The 21,573-nt window shown below is 73.1% G+C and carries 17 protein-coding genes; 8 read left to right on the forward strand and 9 right to left on the reverse strand.

Annotation, left to right across the window (positions count from 1 at the left end; translation table 11 throughout):
• Positions 1–51: 51 nt before the first annotated feature.
• The 5 genes from AC0B9F_RS13570 to AC0B9F_RS13590 all read right to left on the reverse strand — a co-directional run bounded on the left by AC0B9F_RS13570 (position 52) and on the right by AC0B9F_RS13590 (position 3,867).
• Positions 52–1,239: an RNA polymerase sigma factor gene (locus AC0B9F_RS13570; protein ID WP_472002010.1), complete on the reverse strand. Its 1,188-nt coding sequence runs from the start codon at positions 1,237–1,239 to the stop codon at positions 52–54.
• Positions 1,236–1,589 (reverse strand): YciI family protein, encoded by a 354-nt coding sequence (locus AC0B9F_RS13575; protein WP_472002155.1) that lies wholly within the window; start codon positions 1,587–1,589, stop codon positions 1,236–1,238. The genes AC0B9F_RS13570 and AC0B9F_RS13575 overlap by 4 nt, the downstream gene beginning before the upstream one ends.
• Positions 1,590–1,711: 122 nt before the next feature.
• Complete coding sequence (locus AC0B9F_RS13580) at positions 1,712–2,854, reverse strand: LLM class flavin-dependent oxidoreductase (RefSeq protein ID WP_472002012.1); 1,143 nt, start codon at positions 2,852–2,854, stop codon at positions 1,712–1,714.
• A 94-nt stretch (positions 2,855–2,948) separates the two neighbouring features.
• Positions 2,949–3,503 carry an NADPH-dependent FMN reductase gene (ssuE, locus tag AC0B9F_RS13585; protein WP_472002014.1) on the reverse strand — a complete coding sequence of 185 codons (555 nt, stop codon included), beginning with the start codon at positions 3,501–3,503 and terminating at the stop codon, positions 2,949–2,951.
• Between the two features lie 280 nt (positions 3,504–3,783).
• On the reverse strand, positions 3,784–3,867 hold the full coding sequence (locus tag AC0B9F_RS13590; protein ID WP_472002157.1) for a putative leader peptide: 84 nt from the start codon (positions 3,865–3,867) through the stop codon (positions 3,784–3,786).
• Between the two features lie 190 nt (positions 3,868–4,057).
• Here AC0B9F_RS13590 and AC0B9F_RS13595 point away from each other — a divergent pair, with 190 nt between their 5' ends.
• Entirely contained in the window at positions 4,058–4,498 is a 441-nt protein-coding gene (locus AC0B9F_RS13595; protein ID WP_472002016.1) for an SPW repeat protein, read from the forward strand.
• 273 nt (positions 4,499–4,771) lie between these two features.
• The gene (locus AC0B9F_RS13600) at positions 4,772–5,467 is read left to right on the forward strand and encodes a hypothetical protein (RefSeq protein WP_472002018.1); all 696 of its coding nucleotides are present in this window, start codon (positions 4,772–4,774) and stop codon (positions 5,465–5,467) included.
• A 47-nt stretch (positions 5,468–5,514) separates the two neighbouring features.
• On the opposite strand, the gene AC0B9F_RS13605 is transcribed toward AC0B9F_RS13600, so the two are convergent.
• Entirely contained in the window at positions 5,515–6,975 is a 1,461-nt protein-coding gene (locus tag AC0B9F_RS13605) for a hydrolase (protein ID WP_472002020.1), read from the reverse strand.
• 456 nt (positions 6,976–7,431) lie between these two features.
• A complete protein-coding gene (locus AC0B9F_RS13610; RefSeq protein ID WP_472002022.1) occupies positions 7,432–8,154 on the reverse strand; it encodes a chaplin in 723 nt (240 codons plus the stop codon).
• A gap of 297 nt (positions 8,155–8,451) precedes the next feature.
• On the opposite strand from AC0B9F_RS13610, the gene AC0B9F_RS13615 reads away from it, so the two are divergent.
• From AC0B9F_RS13615 to AC0B9F_RS13625, 3 genes are all read left to right on the forward strand, one after another.
• The gene (locus AC0B9F_RS13615; protein WP_472002023.1) at positions 8,452–10,050 is read left to right on the forward strand and encodes an alpha/beta hydrolase; all 1,599 of its coding nucleotides are present in this window, start codon (positions 8,452–8,454) and stop codon (positions 10,048–10,050) included.
• Positions 10,051–10,282: 232 nt separating this feature from the next.
• A complete protein-coding gene (locus AC0B9F_RS13620; protein WP_472002025.1) occupies positions 10,283–11,377 on the forward strand; it encodes a baeRF3 domain-containing protein in 1,095 nt (364 codons plus the stop codon).
• A gap of 98 nt (positions 11,378–11,475) precedes the next feature.
• Positions 11,476–12,501 (forward strand): Gfo/Idh/MocA family protein, encoded by a 1,026-nt coding sequence (locus AC0B9F_RS13625; RefSeq protein ID WP_472002027.1) that lies wholly within the window; start codon positions 11,476–11,478, stop codon positions 12,499–12,501.
• On the opposite strand, the gene AC0B9F_RS13630 is transcribed toward AC0B9F_RS13625, so the two are convergent.
• Positions 12,491–14,515, reverse strand: coding sequence for a phosphocholine-specific phospholipase C (locus AC0B9F_RS13630; RefSeq protein ID WP_472002029.1), 2,025 nt, complete (start codon positions 14,513–14,515; stop codon positions 12,491–12,493). The genes AC0B9F_RS13625 and AC0B9F_RS13630 overlap by 11 nt on opposite strands.
• A gap of 385 nt (positions 14,516–14,900) precedes the next feature.
• Between AC0B9F_RS13630 and AC0B9F_RS13635 the strand changes: the two genes are divergently transcribed.
• On the forward strand, positions 14,901–16,319 hold the full coding sequence (locus AC0B9F_RS13635; protein WP_472002031.1) for a PP2C family protein-serine/threonine phosphatase: 1,419 nt from the start codon (positions 14,901–14,903) through the stop codon (positions 16,317–16,319).
• A 78-nt stretch (positions 16,320–16,397) separates the two neighbouring features.
• Here the strand turns inward: AC0B9F_RS13635 and AC0B9F_RS13640 are convergent, their stop codons facing one another.
• Positions 16,398–17,894 (reverse strand): DNA-binding protein NsdB, encoded by a 1,497-nt coding sequence (locus AC0B9F_RS13640; RefSeq protein WP_472002033.1) that lies wholly within the window; start codon positions 17,892–17,894, stop codon positions 16,398–16,400.
• Positions 17,895–18,147: 253 nt separating this feature from the next.
• On the opposite strand from AC0B9F_RS13640, the gene AC0B9F_RS13645 reads away from it, so the two are divergent.
• Positions 18,148–19,293, forward strand: a complete 1,146-nt coding sequence (locus tag AC0B9F_RS13645) for an aminoglycoside phosphotransferase family protein (RefSeq protein ID WP_472002035.1) — start codon at positions 18,148–18,150, stop codon at positions 19,291–19,293.
• A gap of 309 nt (positions 19,294–19,602) precedes the next feature.
• Positions 19,603–21,570: an N-acetylmuramoyl-L-alanine amidase gene (locus AC0B9F_RS13650; RefSeq protein WP_472002037.1), complete on the forward strand. Its 1,968-nt coding sequence runs from the start codon at positions 19,603–19,605 to the stop codon at positions 21,568–21,570.
• Positions 21,571–21,573: the final 3 nt, after the last annotated feature.

Here is a 21,573-nt window from a genome sequence, read left to right on the forward strand (position 1 = left end):
GCATTTGCCAACCTTTCAGGTAGCGAAATGAATTCCCGCAGGTGATCGACATCACGGGGCCGGCTCGCGTCGGCGGCGCTCCAGGTAGCCGCGTTCGGCGGGGTCCGTCGCGAGTGCGAGCGCCCGGTCGTAGGCCCGCACGGCGTCCGCGGTGCGCCCCAGCCGGCGCAGCAGGTCGGCGCGTACCGCGTGGAAGACGTGGTAGCCGTCCAGGTCCAGGGCGTCCACCAGGGCCAGGGCGGGTCCGGCGCCCTCGGTCTCGGCGACGGCGACCGCGCGGTTGAGGGCGACGACCGGGCTCGGTTCGAGGGTCATGAGGTGGTCGTACAACTGGCGGATCTGCGCCCAGTCGGTGGCCTCGGCCCGCGGCGCGTCGCTGTGCACGGCGTTGATCGCGGCCTGGATCTGGTACGGGCCGGGCCGGTCGCGGCGCAGGCAGCGGCGGACGAGGTCCTGTCCCTCGGCGATCAGCGCGCGGTCCCAGCGGGAGCGGTCCTGCTCGGGCAGCGGGACCAGGGCGCCGGAGGCGTCGGTGCGGGCGGGGCGGCGGGATTCGGTGAGCAGCATCAGCGCGAGCAGGCCGGTGACCTCGGGTTCGTCCGGCATCAGCGCGGTCAGCAGCCGGCCGAGCCGTACCGCCTCGGCGCACAGGCCGGGGTCGCCTCCATATCCCTCGTTGTAGATGAGGTAGACCACCGCGAGCACGCCGCGCAGCCGGTCGGGCAGGTCGGCGTCGCGGGGCACGCGGTAGGGGATGCGGGCGTTGCGGATCTTCGCCTTGGCGCGCACGAGGCGCTGGGCCATCGTCGCCTCGGGGACCAGGAACGCACGGGCGATCTGCGCGGTGCCGAGTCCGCCGAGCAGCCGCAGGGTGAGCGCGACCTGGGCGGGAGTGGCGAGGGCGGGGTGGCAGCAGGTGAAGATCAGGCGGAGGCGGTCGTCGCGCACGGGCCCCTCCTCGGTGGGCGGGTCGGCGGCGTAGAGCCGGGCCGCTTCGGCGTGCCGGGCGTCCCGCGTGGACTCGCGGCGCAGCCGGTCGACGGCACGGTTGCGGGCGGTGGTGATGATCCACCCGGCGGGGCTCGGTGGCACGCCCCGGTCCGGCCAGGTCCGCAGGGCCACCGTGAAGGCGTCCTGCACCGCTTCCTCGGCGAGGTCGATGTCGCCGAGGAAGCGGACCAGGACGGCGACCGCGCGGCCGTACTCCGCGCGGAAGACGGATTCGACGTCGGCGGTCATCGGTCCGTTTCGCCCATGAAGGGCCGCACCTCGATCGGCAGGGTCGTCGCGAGGGCGGCCTTGCGGCCCCATTCCAGGGCGGCGTCCAGGTCCGGTGCCTTGATCAGGCAGATGCCGCCCAGGTGCTCCTTGCCCTCGGCGTACGGGCCGTCGGTGATCAGCACATCGCCGTCCTTCGGGCGCAGCACGGTGGAGGACTCCGGTCCGTGCAGTCCGCCGGCGAAGACCCAGGCACCGGCCTGGCGCAGCTCCTGGTGGAAGACCTCGAGGTGGGCGCCGATCTCGGCGAGCACCTCGGGCGCGGGCCGCTCGCCGGCCGGCTGCATCACGCTGAGCAGGTAGTACGTCATGACGGCCTCCTCGGCCTCGTGGGGTTGTGTCACCTCCTACACGAACGACCGGGGCCGGGATCGACACCCGGGCCGACGGGAACGGAAAATTTCTCGGTGCTGCCGGCGCCGTGCCGCGCTCCCTAGCCGGTGAACGGCACCTGCGCCGCGGGTGAGGGCGCCGGCGCGGACGGGTGGCGCCACAGGCCCTGTGCGGCAAGCCGTGGCAGGACGCCCTCCCCGAACCAGTACGCCTCCTCCAGGTGCGGGTAGCCGGACAGCACGAACTCCTCGATGCCGAGGGCCGCGTACTCCTTGATGCGCTCGGCGACCTCGTCGTGGCTGCCGACCAGCGCGGTGCCGGCGCCGCCGCGCACCAGGCCGATGCCGGCCCACAGGTTGGGGTGGATCTCCAGGCCGTCGCGTCCGCCACCGTGCAGCGCGAGCATCCGCCGCTGCCCCTCCGACTCGCTGCGGGCCAGCCCGGACTGCACCGCCCGCACGGTGTCGGGGTCGAAGCCGGACAGCAGCCGGTCCGCCTCCGCCCACGCCTGTGCGGCGGTGTCGCGGGTGATGACGTGCAGCCGGATGCCGAAGCGCAGGGTGCGGCCGTTTCCGGCGGCGAGGTTCCTGATCCAGGCGATCTTCCCGGCGACCTGGGCGGGCGGCTCGCCCCAGGTCAGGTAGACGTCCGCGTGCCGGGCGGCGATCTTTCCGGCGATGGGTGAGGAGCCGCCGAAGTACACCTCGGGGACGGGATCGGGCAGCCGGGCGAGCGAGGCGTTCTCGACGCGCAGGTGCTCGCCGGGCAGATCGACGTTCTTGCCCTCCCACAGGTCCCGCACGATCTCCAGGAACTCCCCGGTGCGCCGGTAGCGGGCGTCCTTGTCGAGGAAGTCGCCGTAGGCGCGCTGCTCCTGGCTCTCGCCGCCGGTGACGACGTTCAGCAACAGCCGTCCCCCGCTGTGCCGTTGGAAGGTGGACGCCATCTGCGCGGCGAGCGTCGGGGAGACGAAGCCGGGGCGGAGGGCGACGAGGAACTTCAGCCGCTCGGTGTGCCGGCTGACCATGGCGGTGGTCAGCCACGCGTCCTCGCACCAGGCGCCGGTCGGGGTGAGCGCGCCGGCGAAGCCGAGGTCCTCGGCGGCGCGGGCGATCTGGCTCAGGTAGCCGACCGTGGGCGGGCGGTCCCGGCCGGATGCGGTGGCCGGTGTGCCGTGGCCGCCGCCGACGACGTCGCGGCTGTCGCCGTTGGTGGGCAGGAACCAGTGGAAGGTGAGGGACACGGGGTTTCTCCGTTCGCGAGGGCGGCCCCGGGGAGGTCGGGGCGCGGGCGGCATCCGTCCGGGCGGGCCGGTGCGGAGGGCGGCCGGGTGGCGTTCAGCTCGCCGCGGCCAGGGCCGGGCTGCGGTGCAGGGCCGCTCCGAACTGGTCGACGACCTGCCCGAGGGCCTCGGCGGCGGCCGGGGCGACGGTCACCGTGCCGTCCTCGCGGACGGCGATGTCCTTGTCGAGGGTGAACCAGCCCGGGACGATGTGCGCGGCGCCCATGGAGTTCAGCACCGGCCGCAGCGCGTAGTCGAGCGCCAGGACGTGCGCGGTGGAGCCGCCGGTGGCCAGCGGCAGCACGGTCTTGCCGGTGAGCGCGTACTGCGGGAGCAGGTCCAGCAGCGCCTTCAGTACGCCGGAGTACGCCGCCTTGTAGACGGGTGTGCCGACGACGACCCCGTCGGCGCGGGCGAACAGCTCGGTGGCCTCGACGATCGCCGGGTGCCGGAAGTCGGCGCCGAGGAGGGCCTCCGCGGGGACGGTGCGCACGTCGAGCGGGATGACGTCGTGGCCCTGCGCGGTCAGCCGCTGGTCGAGGTGGCGCAGCAGCCGGGCGGTGCGGGAGGAGGCGGAGGGGCTGCCGGAGACGGACAGGACGGTGGCCATGGGTCCTCTTTCTTACGGAACTCCGCTGCGGAGCTGCGTGGGGGCGCGCGGGCAGGCGTCGGCGCGCGCGGACGAGTGCCGGCGGCCCGTATGCGCGCATGCGCGGATACGCGGGGGCAGGAGCATGCGGGTGCACCAGCACGCGGGATGCACGAGCACGGGTGCGCGGCGGTGCCGGAAACGTGGTGCGGGGAAAGGAAAGGTGCGCGCGCCGGATTCAGGGCAGGCGGCGGGGAGCCGGACTCGGGCGGCCGGTGAGGAGAAGAGACGCGGCGCGGAGTCAGGCCGCGAGGCGACAGCAGGCGCTGGAGACGCGCGCGAGGTCGACGTGGCGTCGCCGCGTGAGGTCCAGTCGCATGGTCATGCCATGGATCGTGGCAGCAGCCGCCGAGGACCGTCAAGGAAAACCCGGCCGTTCTCGCATCGCGGACCACGTGGCCCGCCGCCCCCGTGACCTCTACACATAAGGGTTGAATAAGAGCAGAATGGACGAAACGGCACCGACCGCTCGCCACACCGGACGCGGTCGGCCGGTCAGTCGAAGGAGACGAGTCATGGCCAACCTCTCGCACGGCAGGGGTGACATCACCACCCACCCGGACGTCTCCGAGATGCAGGCGCGCTACGCCCGCATGCTCGGCGGTCGCGATGTGGCGCTCGTGGACGGACCGGTGTTCCTGCTCGGCCTGTACTGCGCCGCGTCCCCGTGGATCGTCCACTACACGACCAGCCAGCCCCCGCTCGTGACGCACAACCTCATCATCGGCATCGCGATCGGCCTGCTGGCTCTCGGATTCACCCGCGCACCCGAGCGCATGTACGGCCTGAGCTGGGCCATGTGCGCAGTGGGCATCTGGATGATCGTCGCCCCGTGGGTCGTCGGCAGCAGCCCGGACACGGGCGTGGTGGTGAACAACATCGTCATCGGAGCCCTGGCGCTGTTGCTGGGAATGCTGTGTGCCGGTACGGCGGCGAGGAGCGCCCCCAGGCCGTGACGCCCCGGCCCCGAGCCCGGGCCATCACGTGAGGCACCCACACCGGAAGAAGGTGAAGGAGACACCGGCCGGTCCGCTCGACGCGGGCCGGCCGTTCGCGCGCGACGACCGGGCACTCCGCACGAGGTGACCGATTTGCACTATTTGCGCCGGATGACTGTTACATGACGTACGGGGGGCCTTAATGGTAGGCCCGTACCTTCGAAGACGTGGCCGACTCCGCTGGATCGGCTACGAAAGCAAGGAACTACCCCTACCGAAGGACAGTTTCCGATGCGTGCACCCCGTACCCTGCGTACCGCCCTCGTCACCGCCGGCCTGACCGCCGCCCTGGGCGCGTCCACCGCCGGCGCCTTCGCGGCCCAGCCGACCCCCGCCGCCGAGGACGTCTCATCGGTCGCCCCCGCGCACAGCCTCCACCAGGCCAAGCGTGTGTACGTCAAGACGGTGAGGCTCGCGGACAGGGTCTCCACCGCCAAGGTCTTCACGACCGGCAAGCACCGCTACGAGGCGGAGATCTGGGCCAAGGGCGTCAAGTACGGCACCGTCGTCGCGCACGGCAAGCCCGGGCACGGCGAGAACAACGGACTCCACGTGACCCTGCGGCCGAACGGCACGGTCACCTCCTGGGTCGAGCGCGCCAAGCCGAAGCCCCGGCCGCAGCCGGTCGCCAAGCGGGTGCTGGTGGCCTCCGCACCCCTCGCCGACGGCGCGTCCACCGCCCGGATCTACAAGGTGACCGTCCACCACTACGAGGCCGACGTCTACGCCCACGGCGTCCGCCTCAGCACCCTGGTCGCCGACGGCCACGCCGCATACGGCCAGAACAACGGCCTGCACGTGGTGCTGCAGCCGGACGGGCAGCTGAGGTCGTGGGTCGACCAGGCTCCGGCGCCCGCCCCGCAGCCGGACGGCGGCGACCGGCCGGACGAGAGCGCCACGCCGGACGCCCAGCCCGCGGTGCAGTAGAGGACGTCCACCTGGAGGGCGGTCCGACCGGACCGCCCTCCACGGCGTCAGCTCACGTTGAGCGCGGTGTCGTCGAGGACGAACGAGGTCTGGAGGGTGGAACCCTCGGTGCCGGTGAACTTGATCGTGACCGTCTGCCCGGCGTAACCCGCGAGGCTGAAGCTGCGCTGGCTGTAGCCGCTCGCCGCGTTCAGGTTCGAGTAGGTCGCGAGGGTCGACAGCACGGTGCCGCCGCTGTTCACGACCTGCGCCTTCAGCGTGTCGTACGCCGTCGTCGTGGTCGTCTCGGCGGTGTCGACGTGGAGGAAGAAACTCAAGGTGGCGTTCGTGCACCCGGCGGGGATGGCCACCGTCTGCGCGACGGTGTCGGTGTGGGCCGCGCCGTAGCCGTTCAGCCAGGCCTTGTAGGAGCCGGTGCGGGCGGCCTCGCCGGTGTCGTTGGTGATGACGCCGCTGGAGGCGCTCCATGCGGTGGCGCCGGACTCGAAGCCGGGGTTGGCGAGCAGCTGGGCCGCCGTGCACGTGCCGGTCCCGCCTCCGCCGGTGCCGCCCCCGCCGGTGGTGCCCGTGCCGGAGAGCCAGGCGGTGGCGTTCAGGGCGAGCGGGGCGTTCGTCGCGCTGGTGTCGTTCCAGCCGTCGTACAGCGTGTTGCCGGACTGTCCGGTGCCGTCGTCGATGGGCGAGCTGTCGCCCCAGAACGCGACGCGGCCGCTGCCGAAGGTGCTGGTGGCGAAGAACGCTCCAGTGTTGCCGGAGTAACCGGTGCGGTAGAGCAGTCCCTTGACGTTGGGGTTGTCGGCGGGCTTGAGCGTGGCGGTGGTGCCGTTGGCGATGAGGCTCTTGGTGACGGTGCCGAAGGAGCCGTGCAGCACCGGGTCGGTGGCGTCGCTGATCGCGGCCGGGTGGTCGGAGCTGATGTTCAGCGCGTCGATGGAGAAGCCGAACGGGTCGGTGGAGTCGACGCTGTTGTTCGTCATCAGGTCGTTGAAGATCTCGACGGCGTCCTGGCCGTCGTTGTTGCGGTCGGCCCCGGTGTGGTCCGAGATCATGAAGAGACCGCCGCCGTTCTTCACGAAGTTCATGATCGCCGTCTTCTCGGCGCTCGTGAACAGCGTGTTGGGCTCGGGCAGGACCAGCGTGTCGAACTGGGACAGGTCCGTCGCCGAGGCGCCGCCGTAGCTCAGGCTCGAACCGGAGGGCAGCGTCTTCAGGCTGTAGCCGCCGGTCTTCTGCAGCGCCACGCCCCAGGAGGACAGCGCGCCCGTCCAGTCCGTCTCGGCGGACGGGGTGGCGTCCTGGCCCAGCGGGTCGGGCTGGCTGGTGGAGATGATCCAGTCGGCGTTGCCGGCCGTCTCGGCGTGGGCGTTGTCGAACAGGACGCGGTGGGGGGTGGCCGCGTGGGCCGGGGTGGCCGTGGCACCGGTCTGCAGCGCGGCTCCGGTGAGGCACAGGCCGAGGGCGGCGAGGACGGTGGTGACCGTGCGGTGGGGTCTGGTCGATCCGGGCATCCGGCGAACCTCCGGGTGAGGGGGGAGAGAAGGCGGTGCGGGCGCCGATTCTCCGCGCGTAGAGAAGAGCCGAGCGGGAGTGTTCTACACGCGTGGAGACAGTTGAAAGGTACATGGCATGACGGTGCGGTGAACAGAGCGCGCGATCCCGCGTCATCGGAGGGGCGGCCCTCCGCCCGCACGGAGGCTTCCTGGGCCGGCCCGCCCCTCCGCGCACTTGGGCGCCAGGCTCGTGGGCGTACCGGTGCCACCGGTGCGGACGCTGCCGGCGTCAAGGGTCGCCACCGGCGTCACGGTCGAGGCCGCCCCCGTACCGGAGCTGACGGGGCAGGTACGGGCGCTGCACGTCCGGTTCCACCCGGGCTGGCTTGCCCCACAGGCGAGCCGGACCGGCCGCGTCCGTCGCGGCGGACGCGGCCGGGGGCGGCACCGGGTTTTCGCGGGGCGACGGCCGGATCAGCGCTGCGTCCCCGGGCGGAAGCGCCGGTAGAGGGCGGCGCCGCCGAGGACGAGGGCCGCGCTGCCGACGGCGGCGGGCAGGTCCAGGTCCGCGCCGGTGTGCGCGAGGGAGGAGACGGCCTGCCGGTGCGGGACATGCGGGGCGGGGTGCCGCTTCTCGGGCGTGGCCGGACGCGGGGTGGGCCGGCCGGCGCCGGGAGCCGGACGGCCGCCGGAGTGGTTCACGGACGTGTTGCCGGTGGCCGGGTTGCCGATGCCGACGACGTTCACGCTGTTGCCGCTGACGTTCACCGGCAGGTCCACCGGGAGCTGGATGCCGTTGCCGGACAGCACGCCCGGCGAGTCGGTCGTGGCGCCCTCGGCCCGCGCCCCGCCCGAGGTCCCGGAGCCGGAGCTCCCCGAGCCGGAGACGCCCGGGCCGGAGACGCCCGAGCGGGTGTGGGCCGAGCCGCCGCCGCCCGGGGCGGGGGCGCCGCCGTCGGAGGTGTTCGCGCAGCGGTTGCCCGCCGCCGGGTTCAGCACGCCGGCCACGCTCACCGTGTTCCCGCACACGTTCACGGGCACGTGCACCGGGAGCTGGAGGGTGTTGCCGGAGATCAGCCCGGGTGAGCCGGCGGCCGTACCGTCCGCGGCGGAGTCGGCGTACGCCGCCCCCGTCAGGGCCATCGCGCCCGAGGCGGCGGCGACGGCGATCAGACCGTTTCGGGTAACCCGTTTCATAGGTTCCCTGCCTTCCAGACATGGTCGCGGGCGCTCGCCCGCACCGACTGGAACGCCGCCCGGCGGTCCGGGTTATGGGCGTATCGGACGCTGATGGTTTCTTCACCCCATCGAGCGGCATGTTTGTCGAACAAGCGGTAAAGACGCACGGCCCATGACATCCCGGGCACGGCCGGACCGGCCGGTGCCCGGGTCCTCCCGCCGGTCCCCGTGCGGACGGGCGGGGCGCGCGCGGCCCGCTTAAGGTGAGCGAGGGCGCCGGTTCCGGTCCGCGACGGGGCGCCCTGGGAGGCAAGGATGCTGTCCGAGCGGTCGACGCGGTCCGCGGCGATACGCCGCTGCGCGCTCTCCGGAGCCCTCGGGTTCGCCCTGCTGGGTGCCGGAGTGCCTGCGGCGCACAGCGGCTCCGGACCCGACCTGAGCCGGTTCTACGACCAGAAGATCACCTGGGGCAGGTGCCAGGGCGACGGGATGCCCAGGGACCTGCAGTGCGGGAAGATCACCGTCCCGCTCGACTACGCACGCCCCCAGGGCGGCACGCTGGAGCTGGCCCTGGCCCGCTACCGTGCGACGGGCCACCGTCGCGGCTCGGTGCTGCTCAACTTCGGCGGGCCCGGCGGTGCTGGCGTTCCCCAGCTCGCCGACGGCGGCAAGGACTTCATGGGACTCACCAACGGCTACGACGTGGTGACGTTCGACCCGCGCGGCGTCGGCCGCTCCTCCCCGGTCAGCTGCGGCGACGGCGAGGACGACGCGTTCGCCGCGGCCGCCGGCCAGGACGAACTGGCCGATCCGCGGGCCGCGCTGGAGCAGCTGCGCCAGGCGGCCGTGGCGTGCGCCCGGCACTCGGGGCCGGTGCTGCGGCACATCGGCACGGTCGACGCGGCCCGCGACCTGGACGTGATGCGCGCGGCGCTCGGGGACGGCAAGCTCAACTACCTCGGCTTCTCCTACGGCACCCGGCTCGGCGCGGTCTACGCGGCCGAGTTCCCGCACAAGGTGGGCCGGATGGTGCTGGACGGCGTGGACACGCTCACCGAGCCGCTGACCGAGCAGGGCATCGCGGGGGCGCAGGGGCAGCAGGTGGCTCTGGACGACTTCGTCGACTGGTGTGTGCGGGACGTCGCGTGCCCGCTCGGGCAGGACGCCCGCTCGGCCCGCGAACAGGTCGTGAAGCTGATCCGCTCGATGGACGAGAACCCGGTGCCGGGCGGCCTCGGCAAGCCGTTCTCCGGCCAGGACCTGGTGGGCGCGATCGGTCAGGGGCTGTACAGCAAGGAGCTGTGGCCCTCGCTGGAGCGGGCGCTGGCCGAGCTGGTCCAGGACGGCGACACCGGCGGGGTGATGGGCTTCGCCTCCGGCGGCTTCGCACCGGTCCGCCGCGACCCGGTCCGCCGCGACCCGGGCGGTCGTGGGGCCGCCGGGCTGACGGACGCCGACGACGTGCCGCTGGACAACCCTCCGGCGGCGCTGATGGCGGTCAATTGCGCCGACGATCCCGACCGGCCCTCCGCCGGCCGGCTCACCGCGGACCTGGGCCGGCTGCGCGCCGCCTACGAGCAGGCCTCGCCCGTCTTCGGCCGGTTCCGGCTCACGCAGGTGCTGATGTGCTACGGCCGGCCCCCGGGCACCGACTTCGTCCGCGAGAAGGTCAAGGACCTGCACTCGGCGAGGATGCTGCTCGTCGGCACGCGGGGCGACCCGGCGACGCCGTACCGCTGGACGCAGGAGACCGCCGAGCGCCTCGGCTCCTCGGCGGTGGTGCTGGACAACCGGGGTGACGGTCACACGGGGTACGGGTCGTCCAAGTGCGTGCACCGCAAGGTCGACGACTTCCTGCTGTACGGGTCGCTGCCGACGAGCGGCAGCTCGTGCGGGCCGGACGAGGAGGACTGAGGCGCAGCGCCGTCACGGGGCCCGCGTCGCCGCACGTCGGTGTCGCGCCGCGGCCTCGAACTGCGGCATGGGCGTCCCCTGGGGGCGGGCTGCTGGGAGCGCGTCGGTTACCGGCCGGTAGCGCCACCGTGCGCGGGGCGCGCGCCATGGCCGCGGGGCCCTGGAGATCCCCGCCACCATGGCCATGCTTACCCCAAATGCCCGATACGCGAATCAGCCCTATGGTGCTGTCATGGAGCATGCACTGAGCCCTGCGACTCTCGCCGAACTGCGCCGCCCGCGCCCGTATCCGGCGGTGTCCGTGCTGACACCGACGCACCGCCGCGAACCCGACAACTCCCAGGACCGGGTCCGGCTGCGCAATGTCGTGGCCGAGGCCAAGCGCCGGCTGGAGGCCGATCCGGCCGTCAGCCGGGAGCGGCGCGCCGAGGTCGCGCGCGAGCTCGACCGGGCCCTGACCGAGGTGGACCTGACCCACGCCGAGGACGGGCTGGTGATCTTCGCCGCTCCCGGCGAGCACCAGGTGTGGTCGCTGGCCCGCTCCGTGCCCGAGCGGGTGGTGCTGTCGGACACCTTCCTGACCCGCAACCTGGTCTCCGCGCAGGCCGCCGACCGGCCCTTCTGGGTGCTGTCGGTCTCCGCCGACCGCGTCACGCTGTGGAGCGGCGGCCACGACCGGGTGGCCGAGGAGCACACCGGCGGCTTCCCCCGGCTCCGCAGCCGGGACAACTTCGACGCCGAACGCATGGAGCGCGTCGGCGACCTGCCGAGCACGTTCCGCGACGAGGGCACCCGCCAGTTCCTGCGCGAGGCCGACACGGCGATGACCGAGGTGCTGCGCCAGAACCCCCGGCCGGTGTACGTCACCGGCGAGCAGGCCGCGCTGTCCCTGCTCGACGACGTCGGCACGGTCGCCAAGTGCGCGGTGCACGTCCCGCACGGCGGCCTCGCCCACGCCTCGCCCGAGGCGGTGTGGCAGGCCATGCGGCCGGTCGTGGCCGAGCAGCAGCGCAAGACGGCCCGGACGGTCGCTGCGGAGCTCGAAGCGGCCCGGGGACGGCGGGCGTTCGCGGCCGGTCTCGACGAGATCTGGCGCAGCGCCCGCGAGGCGCGGGTGCGGCTGCTCGCCGTCGAGGAGAACTACCGGGTGACGGTCCGTGACGTCGGCGACCATCTGGAGCCCGCCGCGGGCGACGAGTTCGACGCTCGTGAGGACATCGTCGACGAGATCGTCGAGCAGTGCCTGGAGACCGGCGCGGACGTGCGGTTCGTCCCCGACGGCTCGCTGGGCGACACCGACGGCATCGCGGGCATCCTGCGGTTCTGAGCCGCCGGGGCCGTGTCCCGCACGGCTTCGACGGCCGTGACACCCTGGGTCGCGCGCGCACACGGACGTGCGCACGCGACCAGGGAAGGAGCCGTGACGTGGCAGAGCCGCTGGGTGTGGCCGTACTGGGCGCCGGGCACATGGGTGCCGACCACATACGCCGTCTGGACCGGGTGGTGAGCGGCGCGCGCGTGGTCGCCGTGGCCGACCCGGACACCGGGCGGGCGAAGGAGGCGGCCGCCGGGATCGACCAGGTGAGCGTGCACGCGGACATCGAGGCGGCGCTGGACGCGCCGGGCGTGGCGGCGGTGCTGGTCGCCTCCCCCGGCCCGGCGCACGAGGACGCCCTGCTGGCCGCGTTCGCGCGCGGGCTGCCGGTGCTGTGCGAGAAGCCGATGGTGCCGGACTCGGCGGGCGCCCTGCGGGTGGTGGAGGCCGAGGTGCGCCTGGGCCGGCGCCTGGCGCAGATCGGCTTCATGCGCCGCTACGACGCCGAGTACCTGCGGCTGAAGGCCCTGCTGGACGGCGGCACGCTCGGCCGGCCGCTGATGCTGCACTGTGTGCACCGCAACGTCTCCTCCCCGCCCGGCTTCACCAGCGCGATGCTGGTCAACAGCTCCGTCTCGCACGAGATCGACGCCGCGCGCTGGCTGCTCGGCCAGGAGCTGACCGCGGTGACCGTGCTGCGCCCGCGCTCCTCCGCCGGTGCCCCGAAGGGGCTGGCCGACCCGCAGTTCGTGCTGTTCGAGACCGAGCGCGGCGCCCTGGTGGACGTGGAGGTGTTCGTCAACTGCGGCTTCGGCTACCAGGTGCGCTGCGAGGCCGTCTGCGAGGCGGGCAGCGCGCGGATCGGCGAGGAGCACGGCATGGCGGTCACCGCGCGCGGCGGCGCGGGCGTCGAGGTGGCGCAGGACTACCTGGTGCGGTTCGCGGACGCCTACGACCGCGAGGTGCAGGCCTGGGTCGACGCCACCCGGCAGGGCCGGGTCACCGGCCCCGGCGCCTGGGATGGCTACGCCGCGTCCTTGGTCGCCGAGGCCGGGGTGCGCTCGCTGGAGGACGGCGGGCGGGTGGCCGTCGAGCCGGCCCCGCGCCCGCCGCTGTACGCCGGGTTCAGCCGCTGACGCTGGGCGCGCCGGTCTCCAGGTGCCCGGTGAAGCGGCGCGAGAAGGTCGTGTCGGAGTCGACGGTCACCGTCAGGTCGTACCAGCCGTCGCCGTAGGCCACGGCGTTGAAGAAGTCCTCCGTCGAGGAGCCCGCGGCGACGGTGTAGGTCCAGGGGCCGTCGCCGCGGTAGTGGTTCGCGGTGACGGTGAACTTCACCGCCGCCGTGCCCGCATTGGTCATCTTCAGGTAGACGGCGAGCTTGCCGGTGCCCGCCTCCACCGCGTACCGGCAGCCGGCCTCCGCCGTCCTGCCGGCCTTCGTGGCGTCGCCGGTGACGCGGCGCAGGAAGCGGTTGGGGCCGACGACCGTGAAGTCGTACTTCCCGTCGCCGTACCCCGTGCCGATGTTGAAGGAGTCGGTGGCGGTGCCGCCCGGGTCGACCGTGTACTGCCAGGGCGTGGTGTCCCGGTAGGCGCCCGGGTGGACGGAGAAGTGGGCGGCCCGGGTGGCGGGCGTGCCCTGGTTGGCCAGGCTGAACCAGGCGAGGATCTTGCCGGCGGCGCCGAACTCCAGCCGTTCCAGGTAGGCGTTGGGCTGGTAGGGCAGGGCGCGGGCCGGGCGGGTGCCGCTCTCCTGCGCGGGCAGCGCGTTGGTGGTGGGGACCGGGTTGGGCAGCGGGCCGCAGGTGGAGTAGCCGATGGCTTTGGTCGCGGGCAGCGTGACCGGGCCGTACACCGGGTGGGCGAAGTCGAAGACTCCGGTCAGGTCGCCGCTCACCCTGCGCCGCCAGTCGCTGATGTTGCTGCACCTGGCGGGCTTGCCGAGGGCGGTCGTCCAGGTCTCCAGGAAGCGCAGCACCGAGGTGTGCTCGAACACCTCCGAGGAGACCCAGCCGCCGCGTGTCCAGGGCGAGATCACGATCATCGGGACGCGGAAACCGAAGCCGAACGGCACCCCGTTGAGGAACTCTCCGGCGGTGCCGGCGGGCGGCGCCGGGGGCGGGACATGGTCGAAGAAGCCGTCGTTCTCGTCGTAGTTGAGGAAGAGGACCGTGGAGTCGAAGACGTCCGGGTCGGCCGCGAGGGCCCGGTAGACGAGGTCGACGAAGTGGGCGCCGTCGCCGGGCGGGGCGTAGGGGTGCTCGGAGAAGGCCTGGTTGGGGACCACCCAGGACACCTGCGGCAGGGTGCCCGCGAGGACGTCGGCCTTGATGGCGGCGGCGATGTCGTCGGGCGTGGAGCCGGTGACCTTCGGGACGGAGGACATGCCCCGGTCGTACAGCGGGGTGCCGGGCCGTGCCGCCGTGAAGTTCTTGAAGTAGGCGCAGCCGTTGTCGCCGTAGTTGTCGGCGGCGTTCTGGTAGACCTTCCAGCTCACGCCTGCGGCCTGGAGGGACTCGGCGTAGGTCTGCCAGGTCAGGCCGGACTCCTCGCCGCCGTCGTAGCTGGTGGAGTCGACCTTGCCGCTGAACAGGTAGGTGCGGTTGGGTCCGGTGGCGCTGAGGGCGGAGCAGAAGTAGGCGTCGCAGATGGTGTAGTTGTCCGCGAGCGCGTAGTGGAAGGGCAGGTCGGCGCGGTCCAGGTGGCCGAGCGAGCGGACGTTGCCGACGCCGGCGACCCAGCCGTCCAGGCGGCCCTTGTTCCACGCCGCGTGCTGCGACGTCCACGAGTGCGGCAGGTCGCCGGTGCACTGGGCGAGGGTCTCGCTGTCGGCGCCGCCCGCGGCGGGGGTGGCGCTGAGCTTCCAGGGGTACTGGCGGCCGGTGCCGTTCGGCTGGTCGAAGACCGAGTGGCCGCCGGCGAGCGTGACGGTGGCCCGGTCGTCGAAGCCGCGGACGCCCTTGAGGCGGCCGAAGTAGTGGTCGAAACTGCGGTTCTCCTGCATCAGGATCACCACGTGCCGTACGTCCGAGATCGTGCCGGTCGCCGCGGACCCCGCCGCGGCCGCGGGCCGTGCCGCCGCTCCCGTCGCCAGGCCCGCCGCCACGGTGGCGCCCAGACCCACGAAACCTCTTCGGCTGATCGGTGTCATTCGCCCCGCCCTCGTCACGGAGTGCCCCTGCGGCACACCGCGCGCAAGGGTGCACCGGGCGGTCGTCGGGGTCCATACCCGTGCGATGAGGGGCGCGTGAACACCAGGCGACCAGAGGGCCGAACACATGCCCGTCGAACACACGCCTGACTGTCTGCGCCTAACGCCCGATGGTCCGTCAAGTCGCGTACGCCCGCTACGATTTGCCGGTGGCGCGACCTACGCCGAGCGTACCGCGACACCACTCCGGGAAGACTGTGGCATATGCCAGGAGCACCACCGTATCGTGTGGCGCCAAATCCCTTACACGGCATCGCGGGCTGTGCAACAGTCGTAACCGGCCCCACCCGTCCGCCTGGCCGTACCGTCCCCATCGGAGTGCGTCATGCCGTCCCATGTCTCCGCGGACCGCTCTTCCGCCCAGCCGCCCCCGCGCGGCTCGGTGGACGCGCTGATCTCTCAGACGCGGCGGCTCAAGGGCGACGTGGACGCGGTACGGCGCGGCACGCAGGGCGACGGCAGCGACGCCGCCGACCGCTGGCAGCGCGCCCTGTACGACCTGGCCCTGCACCAGCTCGACGACCTCGACGAGCACCTGGCGCAACTGCGGGACGGCCCACTGCCGGCAGGCCCCGCACCCGAGGACCCGCCCGCCGAGGCCGAGCGGGCGCCGAGCGGTTCCCTGCTCAGCCGGGTCGGCAGCGCGGAGTGGAACCTGCTGACCGACGAGGCCACCTGGTCCGGCGAGCTGTACCGGATCCTCGGCCGCGACCCGGCGGGCCCGGCGCTCACCCTGGACGAACTGCCCTCCCTGGTGCTGGAGGAGGACCGGCCTTCACTGACGGCGATGGTCACGGACTGCCTGATCGACGCCAAACCCATCGACGGCGAGTTCCGCATCGTGCGCCCGGACCGCGAGGTCCGCACGGTGCACATGATGGGCGAGCCGGTGCTCGACGCCGACGGCACCACCACCTCGATGTGGGCGGTGCTGCGCGACGTCAGCGAACTGCGCCGCAGCGAGCGGACGGTGAGCGAGACCCGTGACTCGCTCCAGCGCCGCCGGCAGCGGGCGCAGACCGAGCACCGGGTCGCGGTCGAGCTGCAGGAAGCCGTGCTCCCCCCGTGGCACGGCTCCCTGCGGCTCCCGCACCGCGGCACCGGTTCCCTGGACATCGCCGCCCACTACCTGCCCGCCTCGGCGAGCGAGCTGATCGGCGGGGACTGGTACGACGCCCTGGAACTGCCCGCGGGCGAGAGCCTGCTGAGCGTCGGCGACCTCACCGGCCACGGACCGGTCGTCACGTCGACCATGGCGATGCTGCTGGGCGCGGTGCGTGGCATGGCGATGGCGGGCAGCCGGCCCGGGCATCTGATGACGCTGCTGAACCAGTTACTCGACACCGCCGGCCGGCCGGCCCTGGGCAGCGCGGTCTGCTGCCGCTACCGGCCGGCCGATCGCACCCTGACGTGGGCGCAGGCCGGACACCCCGCCCCCGTGCTGTACCGCGCCGGGACGGGGCGCAGGCTGCCGGCCCCGGACGGCGTCCTCCTCGGCGCCACCCCGGCCGCCGCCTACGGGCAGGCCGAGGAGAGCCTTGAGGTCGGAGACGTGCTCCTGCTGCACACCGCCGGCCTGGTACCGGGACGCGTGGGGACGGACGGCTCCGACGCCCTGCTCGACCTGGCCCCGCGACTCGCGCGGGCGACCGACGCGCAGGACTGCGTGCAGGCGGTCGTGGCGGAGTGCGACACCCCGCGCCAGGACGCCGCGTGCGTCCTGGTGGCCCGGGTGGAGTCGTAACCCACGCCGTAACCAACCTCCGCCCTTCCCCTACCGAGAGCCTACCGAGGGCCTCCGGCACCCCGGCCCGCCCGCTCCTCACGCCGGGGCGCTTCCTCCCGCCTTGCCGCTCCTGCCCCTGGGCAGGGCCTGCGCGATCTCCTCGCGCAGCTCCTGGATCCCCGGGTAGCCGGCGTACTCGGCGGTGAGCCGGTACATCTGGCGCAGCCGGTCCCACGTGCGGCGCGAGGAGTTCGAGCCCATCGACATCAGGGCCAGCCGGGCGTAGCGGTCGGCCTGTTCGGGGTCGTCGGCGATGAAGCAGGCCGACGCCATGGACAGATGGTCGAAGATCTTCGAGCGCTCCCGCCCGTCGATCCGCAGGTCCAGCGCCTTCTGCGCGTAGTACTGGGCGTGCACGGCGGCACCCGGGTCGAACTCCGCCAGCGTGCGGTAGGCGAGCGCCTGCATGCCGTACAGATCCTCGGCCTTGAAGGTCTGCATCCAGTCCGGGGTCGCGCCGTCGGCCTTGTCGGAGACGAAGAGGTCCTCCGCCTGGCCCAGGGTGCGGCGCATGGCCTGGCCCTTGCCCATCGACGCCTGCGCCCAGGCCTCGATGGTGTGGAACATCGCCTTGGTACGGGGCAGCAGCCGCTCGCCGGAGCCCGACTGGGCGAGTTTCATCAGGTCCAAGGCGTCGTCGGGGCGGCCCAGGTGCACCATCTGCCGGGCGGCCCGGGACAGCGCCTCGCCCGCGCGCGGCCGGTCTCCGCCCTCGCGCGCCGCGTGGGCGGCGATGACGAAGTACTTCTGCGCGGTGGGCTCCAGGCCCACGTCGTGCGACATCCAGCCGGCCAGGACGGCGAGGTTGGCGGCGACGCCCCACAGGCGGCGCTGGATGTTCGGCGAGTGGTGGTAGGCGAGGATGCCGCCCACCTCGTTCAGCTGCCCCACCACGGCCTTGCGCTGGAGCCCGCCGCCGCGGGCCGCGTCCCAGGCGCGGAAGACCTCGACGGAGCGTTCCAGTTCCTCGACCTCCTGCGTCCCGATGGGGGCGGCCTCGTAGCGGTCGAACCCAGCGGGGTCGGCGTGCAGGGCGTGGTCGATGTGGGGGGCGTCGGCGGAGAGGGTGGGGTCGGTGTGCAGCCAGTCGTGCATGGCTCCGCTGAGTGCGGAGCCCGCGGCGAGCGCGGCACCCGCGCCCACCAAGCCGCGTCGGTTGAGCATGAGGTCCATTCCCGTGAATTCGGTGAGGACCGCCGCGGTCCGCTCGGGCGCCCACGGCACACCGTCGGGATGCTCCACGCTCCCGTCGCCCTGCCGTTTCCCCGCGCGCCCGTGCCGGACCAGACCGAGGTCCTCGATGGTCACGACACGGCCGAGACGCTCGGTGAACAGCGCCGCCAGCACCCTCGGCACCGGATCGCGCGGGATCTCCCCCGTCTCGATCCACCGCCGTACCCGTGAGGTGTCGGTCGACAGCTGGGGGTGGCCCATGGCCGCCGCCTGCTTGTTGACCAGCCTCGCGAGTTCTCCCTTGGACCAGCCGACCAGGCCGAACAGGTCCGAAAGACGGGTGTTGGGTTGTCCGCTCACTCAAGCCCCCAGGTTCTCGGCTGAGTTGACACTAGCCCGGTGAGAGTTGCCGAGCGACTATTCGCCAGGGTTCGCCAGGGTCCGCCAGATGGTGTGCCAGTGGCCGCAGGGTGTCAGGTAGATATGCGCCACCCCGACCCGGTCGCCACCCGCTCGCAGCCATTGCGACGGGCGCACTCCCCAGGGTGCACCACGGCGACCGGGCCGGACGGCGCTTTGACGTCGCAGGCACACGAAGGGATCTGTTTCGCCCATGTACGCAGCATCGTCCTCCGTGTCCGCCCCGCCCCGGCCGCTGCTCCCCCGCCCCGCGGTGGGCGGCAGCGGCCCCTACCTGGCCCCCGCGCGCGGGGCGGCCCCCGTCCTCGGCGCGGGCCGCGGCCGGCGCGGCCCGGGGGTCGGCACGCAACCGCTCAGCGGGAGACTCGACTTGTCCGGCCCCCAGGGAGCGCAGCTGCGCGCGGCGATCGCGTCGGTGCACCGGATCTGCCCGGAGTTCGCCCCGGTGCAGGTGCTGCGCCGCAGCGGACGCTCCGTGCTCCTGGTCGGCACGACCGGTCGCAGCACGGCCGTCGCCAAGTGTTTACTGGATCACTCCCCCGAGTGGGCCGAGCGGTACCGGCAGGAGATAGCCGCATACCGCACGTTCGTCCGGCACCGCCCCCCGGTACGGGTGCCGAGGCTGATCGCGGCGGATCCGGACAACTGCACGCTGATCGTGGAGCGCATGCCGGGACGGGTGGCGGCACTCCAGCGCCACCCCGTGGAGGCGCCGCCACGGGCGGACGTACGGGCCGCGCTGGCCTCGATCTGCCGGCTGAACGCCTGGCGGCCGCCGGCCGGGACGTTCGGCGCCCCGCTGGACTACGCGGCCCGCATCAACCGCTACCACGAGCTGGGCCTGCTCACCGACCGCGACCTGGGCGACCTGCAGAAGCTGCTGCACGGCATCGCGCACGCGGCGGGCCGGGGCGGCATGGGCCAGTTCTGCCACGGTGATGCCCTGCTGTCGAACCTCCTGCTGTCCCCGGCCGGTCCGGTGCTGGTGGACTGGGAGCACGCGGGGTGGTACCTGCCGGGCTACGACCTGGCGACGCTGTGGTCGGTGCTCGGGGACGCGCCGGTGGCCCGGCGGCAGATCAGCCAGCTCGCGCAGCAGGCGGGGCCGGCGGCCCGGGACGCGTTCCTGGTGAACCTGATGCTGGTGCTCACCCGGGAGATCCGCACCTACGAGACGGCCGTGCAGCGTTCGATGCACGACGCGCCCCCGACGGCGCAGGGGCCGGCCCACCCGGGCGCCGCGCCCTCCGGCGAGGAACTGCGCCTGCTGCTGCGCCGCCTGCACGACGACTGCCAGCTGGTCCGGCGAGCGGTGCGGGCAGCGGTCGGCACCCGCTGACGGCCCGTCCGGGCGAGGACACGGCGCTCCTGCCGTGCCTCCTCGCCCGCCGGCCGGCCGTCGCCGGCGGTGCGCCGGGCGCGACGGCGCACCACGAACGGCCGCCGGGTGGAGGACCGCAACCACTGGTATGGGCCACTGACGCCGCGCAGGCGGGTGAACCACCCGCCGCGAAACCCGCCTCACCCACCGCTTGACGTGGGATATCGCCTTCATAACCGCATGATTGACGGATCGTCGGACAGCCGGTACCACTGACCGGGTTCGGCCCGCACGCCCCGTCATGACCGCACGTCTCTGGAGGCAGCTTTGCGCGGTTCCGTCACCGACCCCCACCACTCCCTGGGCCACAGACGCCTCGCCCGCCGGGGCGCCGTCGCCGTGGCCTCCGGCGCACTGCTGCTGCCGCTGCTCGGCGCCGGCCCGTCGCACGCCGACGACTCGGCGGGCGCTCTCCAGCGGGCCTTCGCCGCCGCCGCGGCCGAGTACCGCGTACCGCAGAGCGTGCTGCTCGGCGTCTCCTATCTGCAGTCCCGCTGGGACGCGCACGCGGGCGCGCCGAGCGTGACCGGAGGCTACGGCCCCATGCACCTCACCGACGCCCGCACCGCGCTGGCCACCTCGCCGCACCACAGCGACGGCACCGAGGACGCCCGCAGCGACGAGGCACGCCCGCCGCTGCGCCCCGAGCCCAGGCTCCCCGAGGAGGGCGCGCTGCCCGCACGGCTGAAGACGCTCACGCGGGCCGCCGAGCTGACCGGCATCCCGGACGGACAGCTGCGCTCGGACGCGGCCGCGAACATCGCGGGCGGCGCCGCGCTGCTGGCCGCCGCGCAGAAGGACCTGGGCGAGCCGCTCAGCACCGACCCGGCCGAGTGGTACGGCGCGATCGCCCGCTTCTCCGGCGCCGACGACACGGGGACGGCCGCGGCGTACGCGAACGACGTGTTCGACGTGATCCACACCGGGCAGGAACGTTTCACGGACTCGGGCCAGCGGGTGGCGCTCGCGGCGCAGCCCGGCGTGACCCCCGACACCGGGCAGCTGACGCGCACGGGCCTGCGCCGGTCGTCGGCGGCGAACACCGAGTGCCCGGCGTCGGTGTCGTGCGAGTGGGTGCCGGCGCCGTACGCGGAGTTCGGCGACCACGACTATGGCAACCACGACCTGGGCGACCGGCCCGCCTCGCAGCGCATCCGCTACATCGTCGTCCATGACACCGAGGGCGGCTGGGAGGGCGTCCTCAACCTGATCAAGGACCCGACGTATGTGTCGTGGAACTACACGCTGCGCTCGACCGACGGGCACATCGCCCAGCATGTGAAGGCCAAGGACGTGGCCTGGCACGCGGGCAACTGGTACATCAACGGCTCCTCGATCGGCCTGGAGCACGAGGGCTTCCTGGCGAACCCGGACGCCTGGTACACGGAGGCGATGTACCGTTCCTCCGCCCGTCTGGTGAAGTACCTGACCGACCGGTACGGCATTCCGCTGGACCGGCAGCACATCCTGGGCCACGACACGGTGCCCGGTCCCACGACCGGCACGATCCCGGGCATGCACACCGACCCGGGCCCGTACTGGGACTGGCGGCACTACTTCGAGCTGCTGGGCCACCCGGTGAAGCGGACCGCGCGCAGCGGCGGCGGCCTGGTGACGATCCGGCCCGACTACGCCGCGAACCAGCCGGTGTACACGGGCTGCGCGAAGGGCGGCCAGCCCTGCCCGGCGCACGGCTCCAGCGAGGTGCGGCTGTACTCGCAGCCGGACGAGAACTCCCCGCTGATCAAGGACATCGGTATGGGGACGACTCCGACGAACGACGTCAACGACCTGTCCTCGCGGGTCTCCACCGGCCAGCAGTTCGCGGTGGCCGGGCAGGACGGGGACTGGACGGCGATCTGGTACCTGGGCCAGAAGGCCTGGTTCAAGAACCCCAAGGGTGCGCCGGCGGCCGTGCCCGCGGCGGGCCTGGTGGTGACGCCGAAGGCCGGCGCGGCGAGCATCCCGGTCTACGGCAGGGCGTACCCGGAGGCCTCCGCCTACCCGGCGGGCGTCCCCGCCCAGTCGGTGTCCCCGCTGCCGTACAAGGTGCTCACGGGCCAGAGTTACGTGGTCGGCGACAAGGTGCCGGGCGAGTACTACTACGCGGTGACCTTCACCGAGGGCTCGCACCGGGTGGTCGTCGGCAAGGACCTGTACTACGAGATCCAGTACGGCCACCGCGTGGCGTTCGTGCGGGCGGCCGACGTGCAGGTGACGCAGTCGGCCAAGTAGCCG

This window comes from Streptomyces sp. NPDC097129 (genome assembly GCF_055668065.1).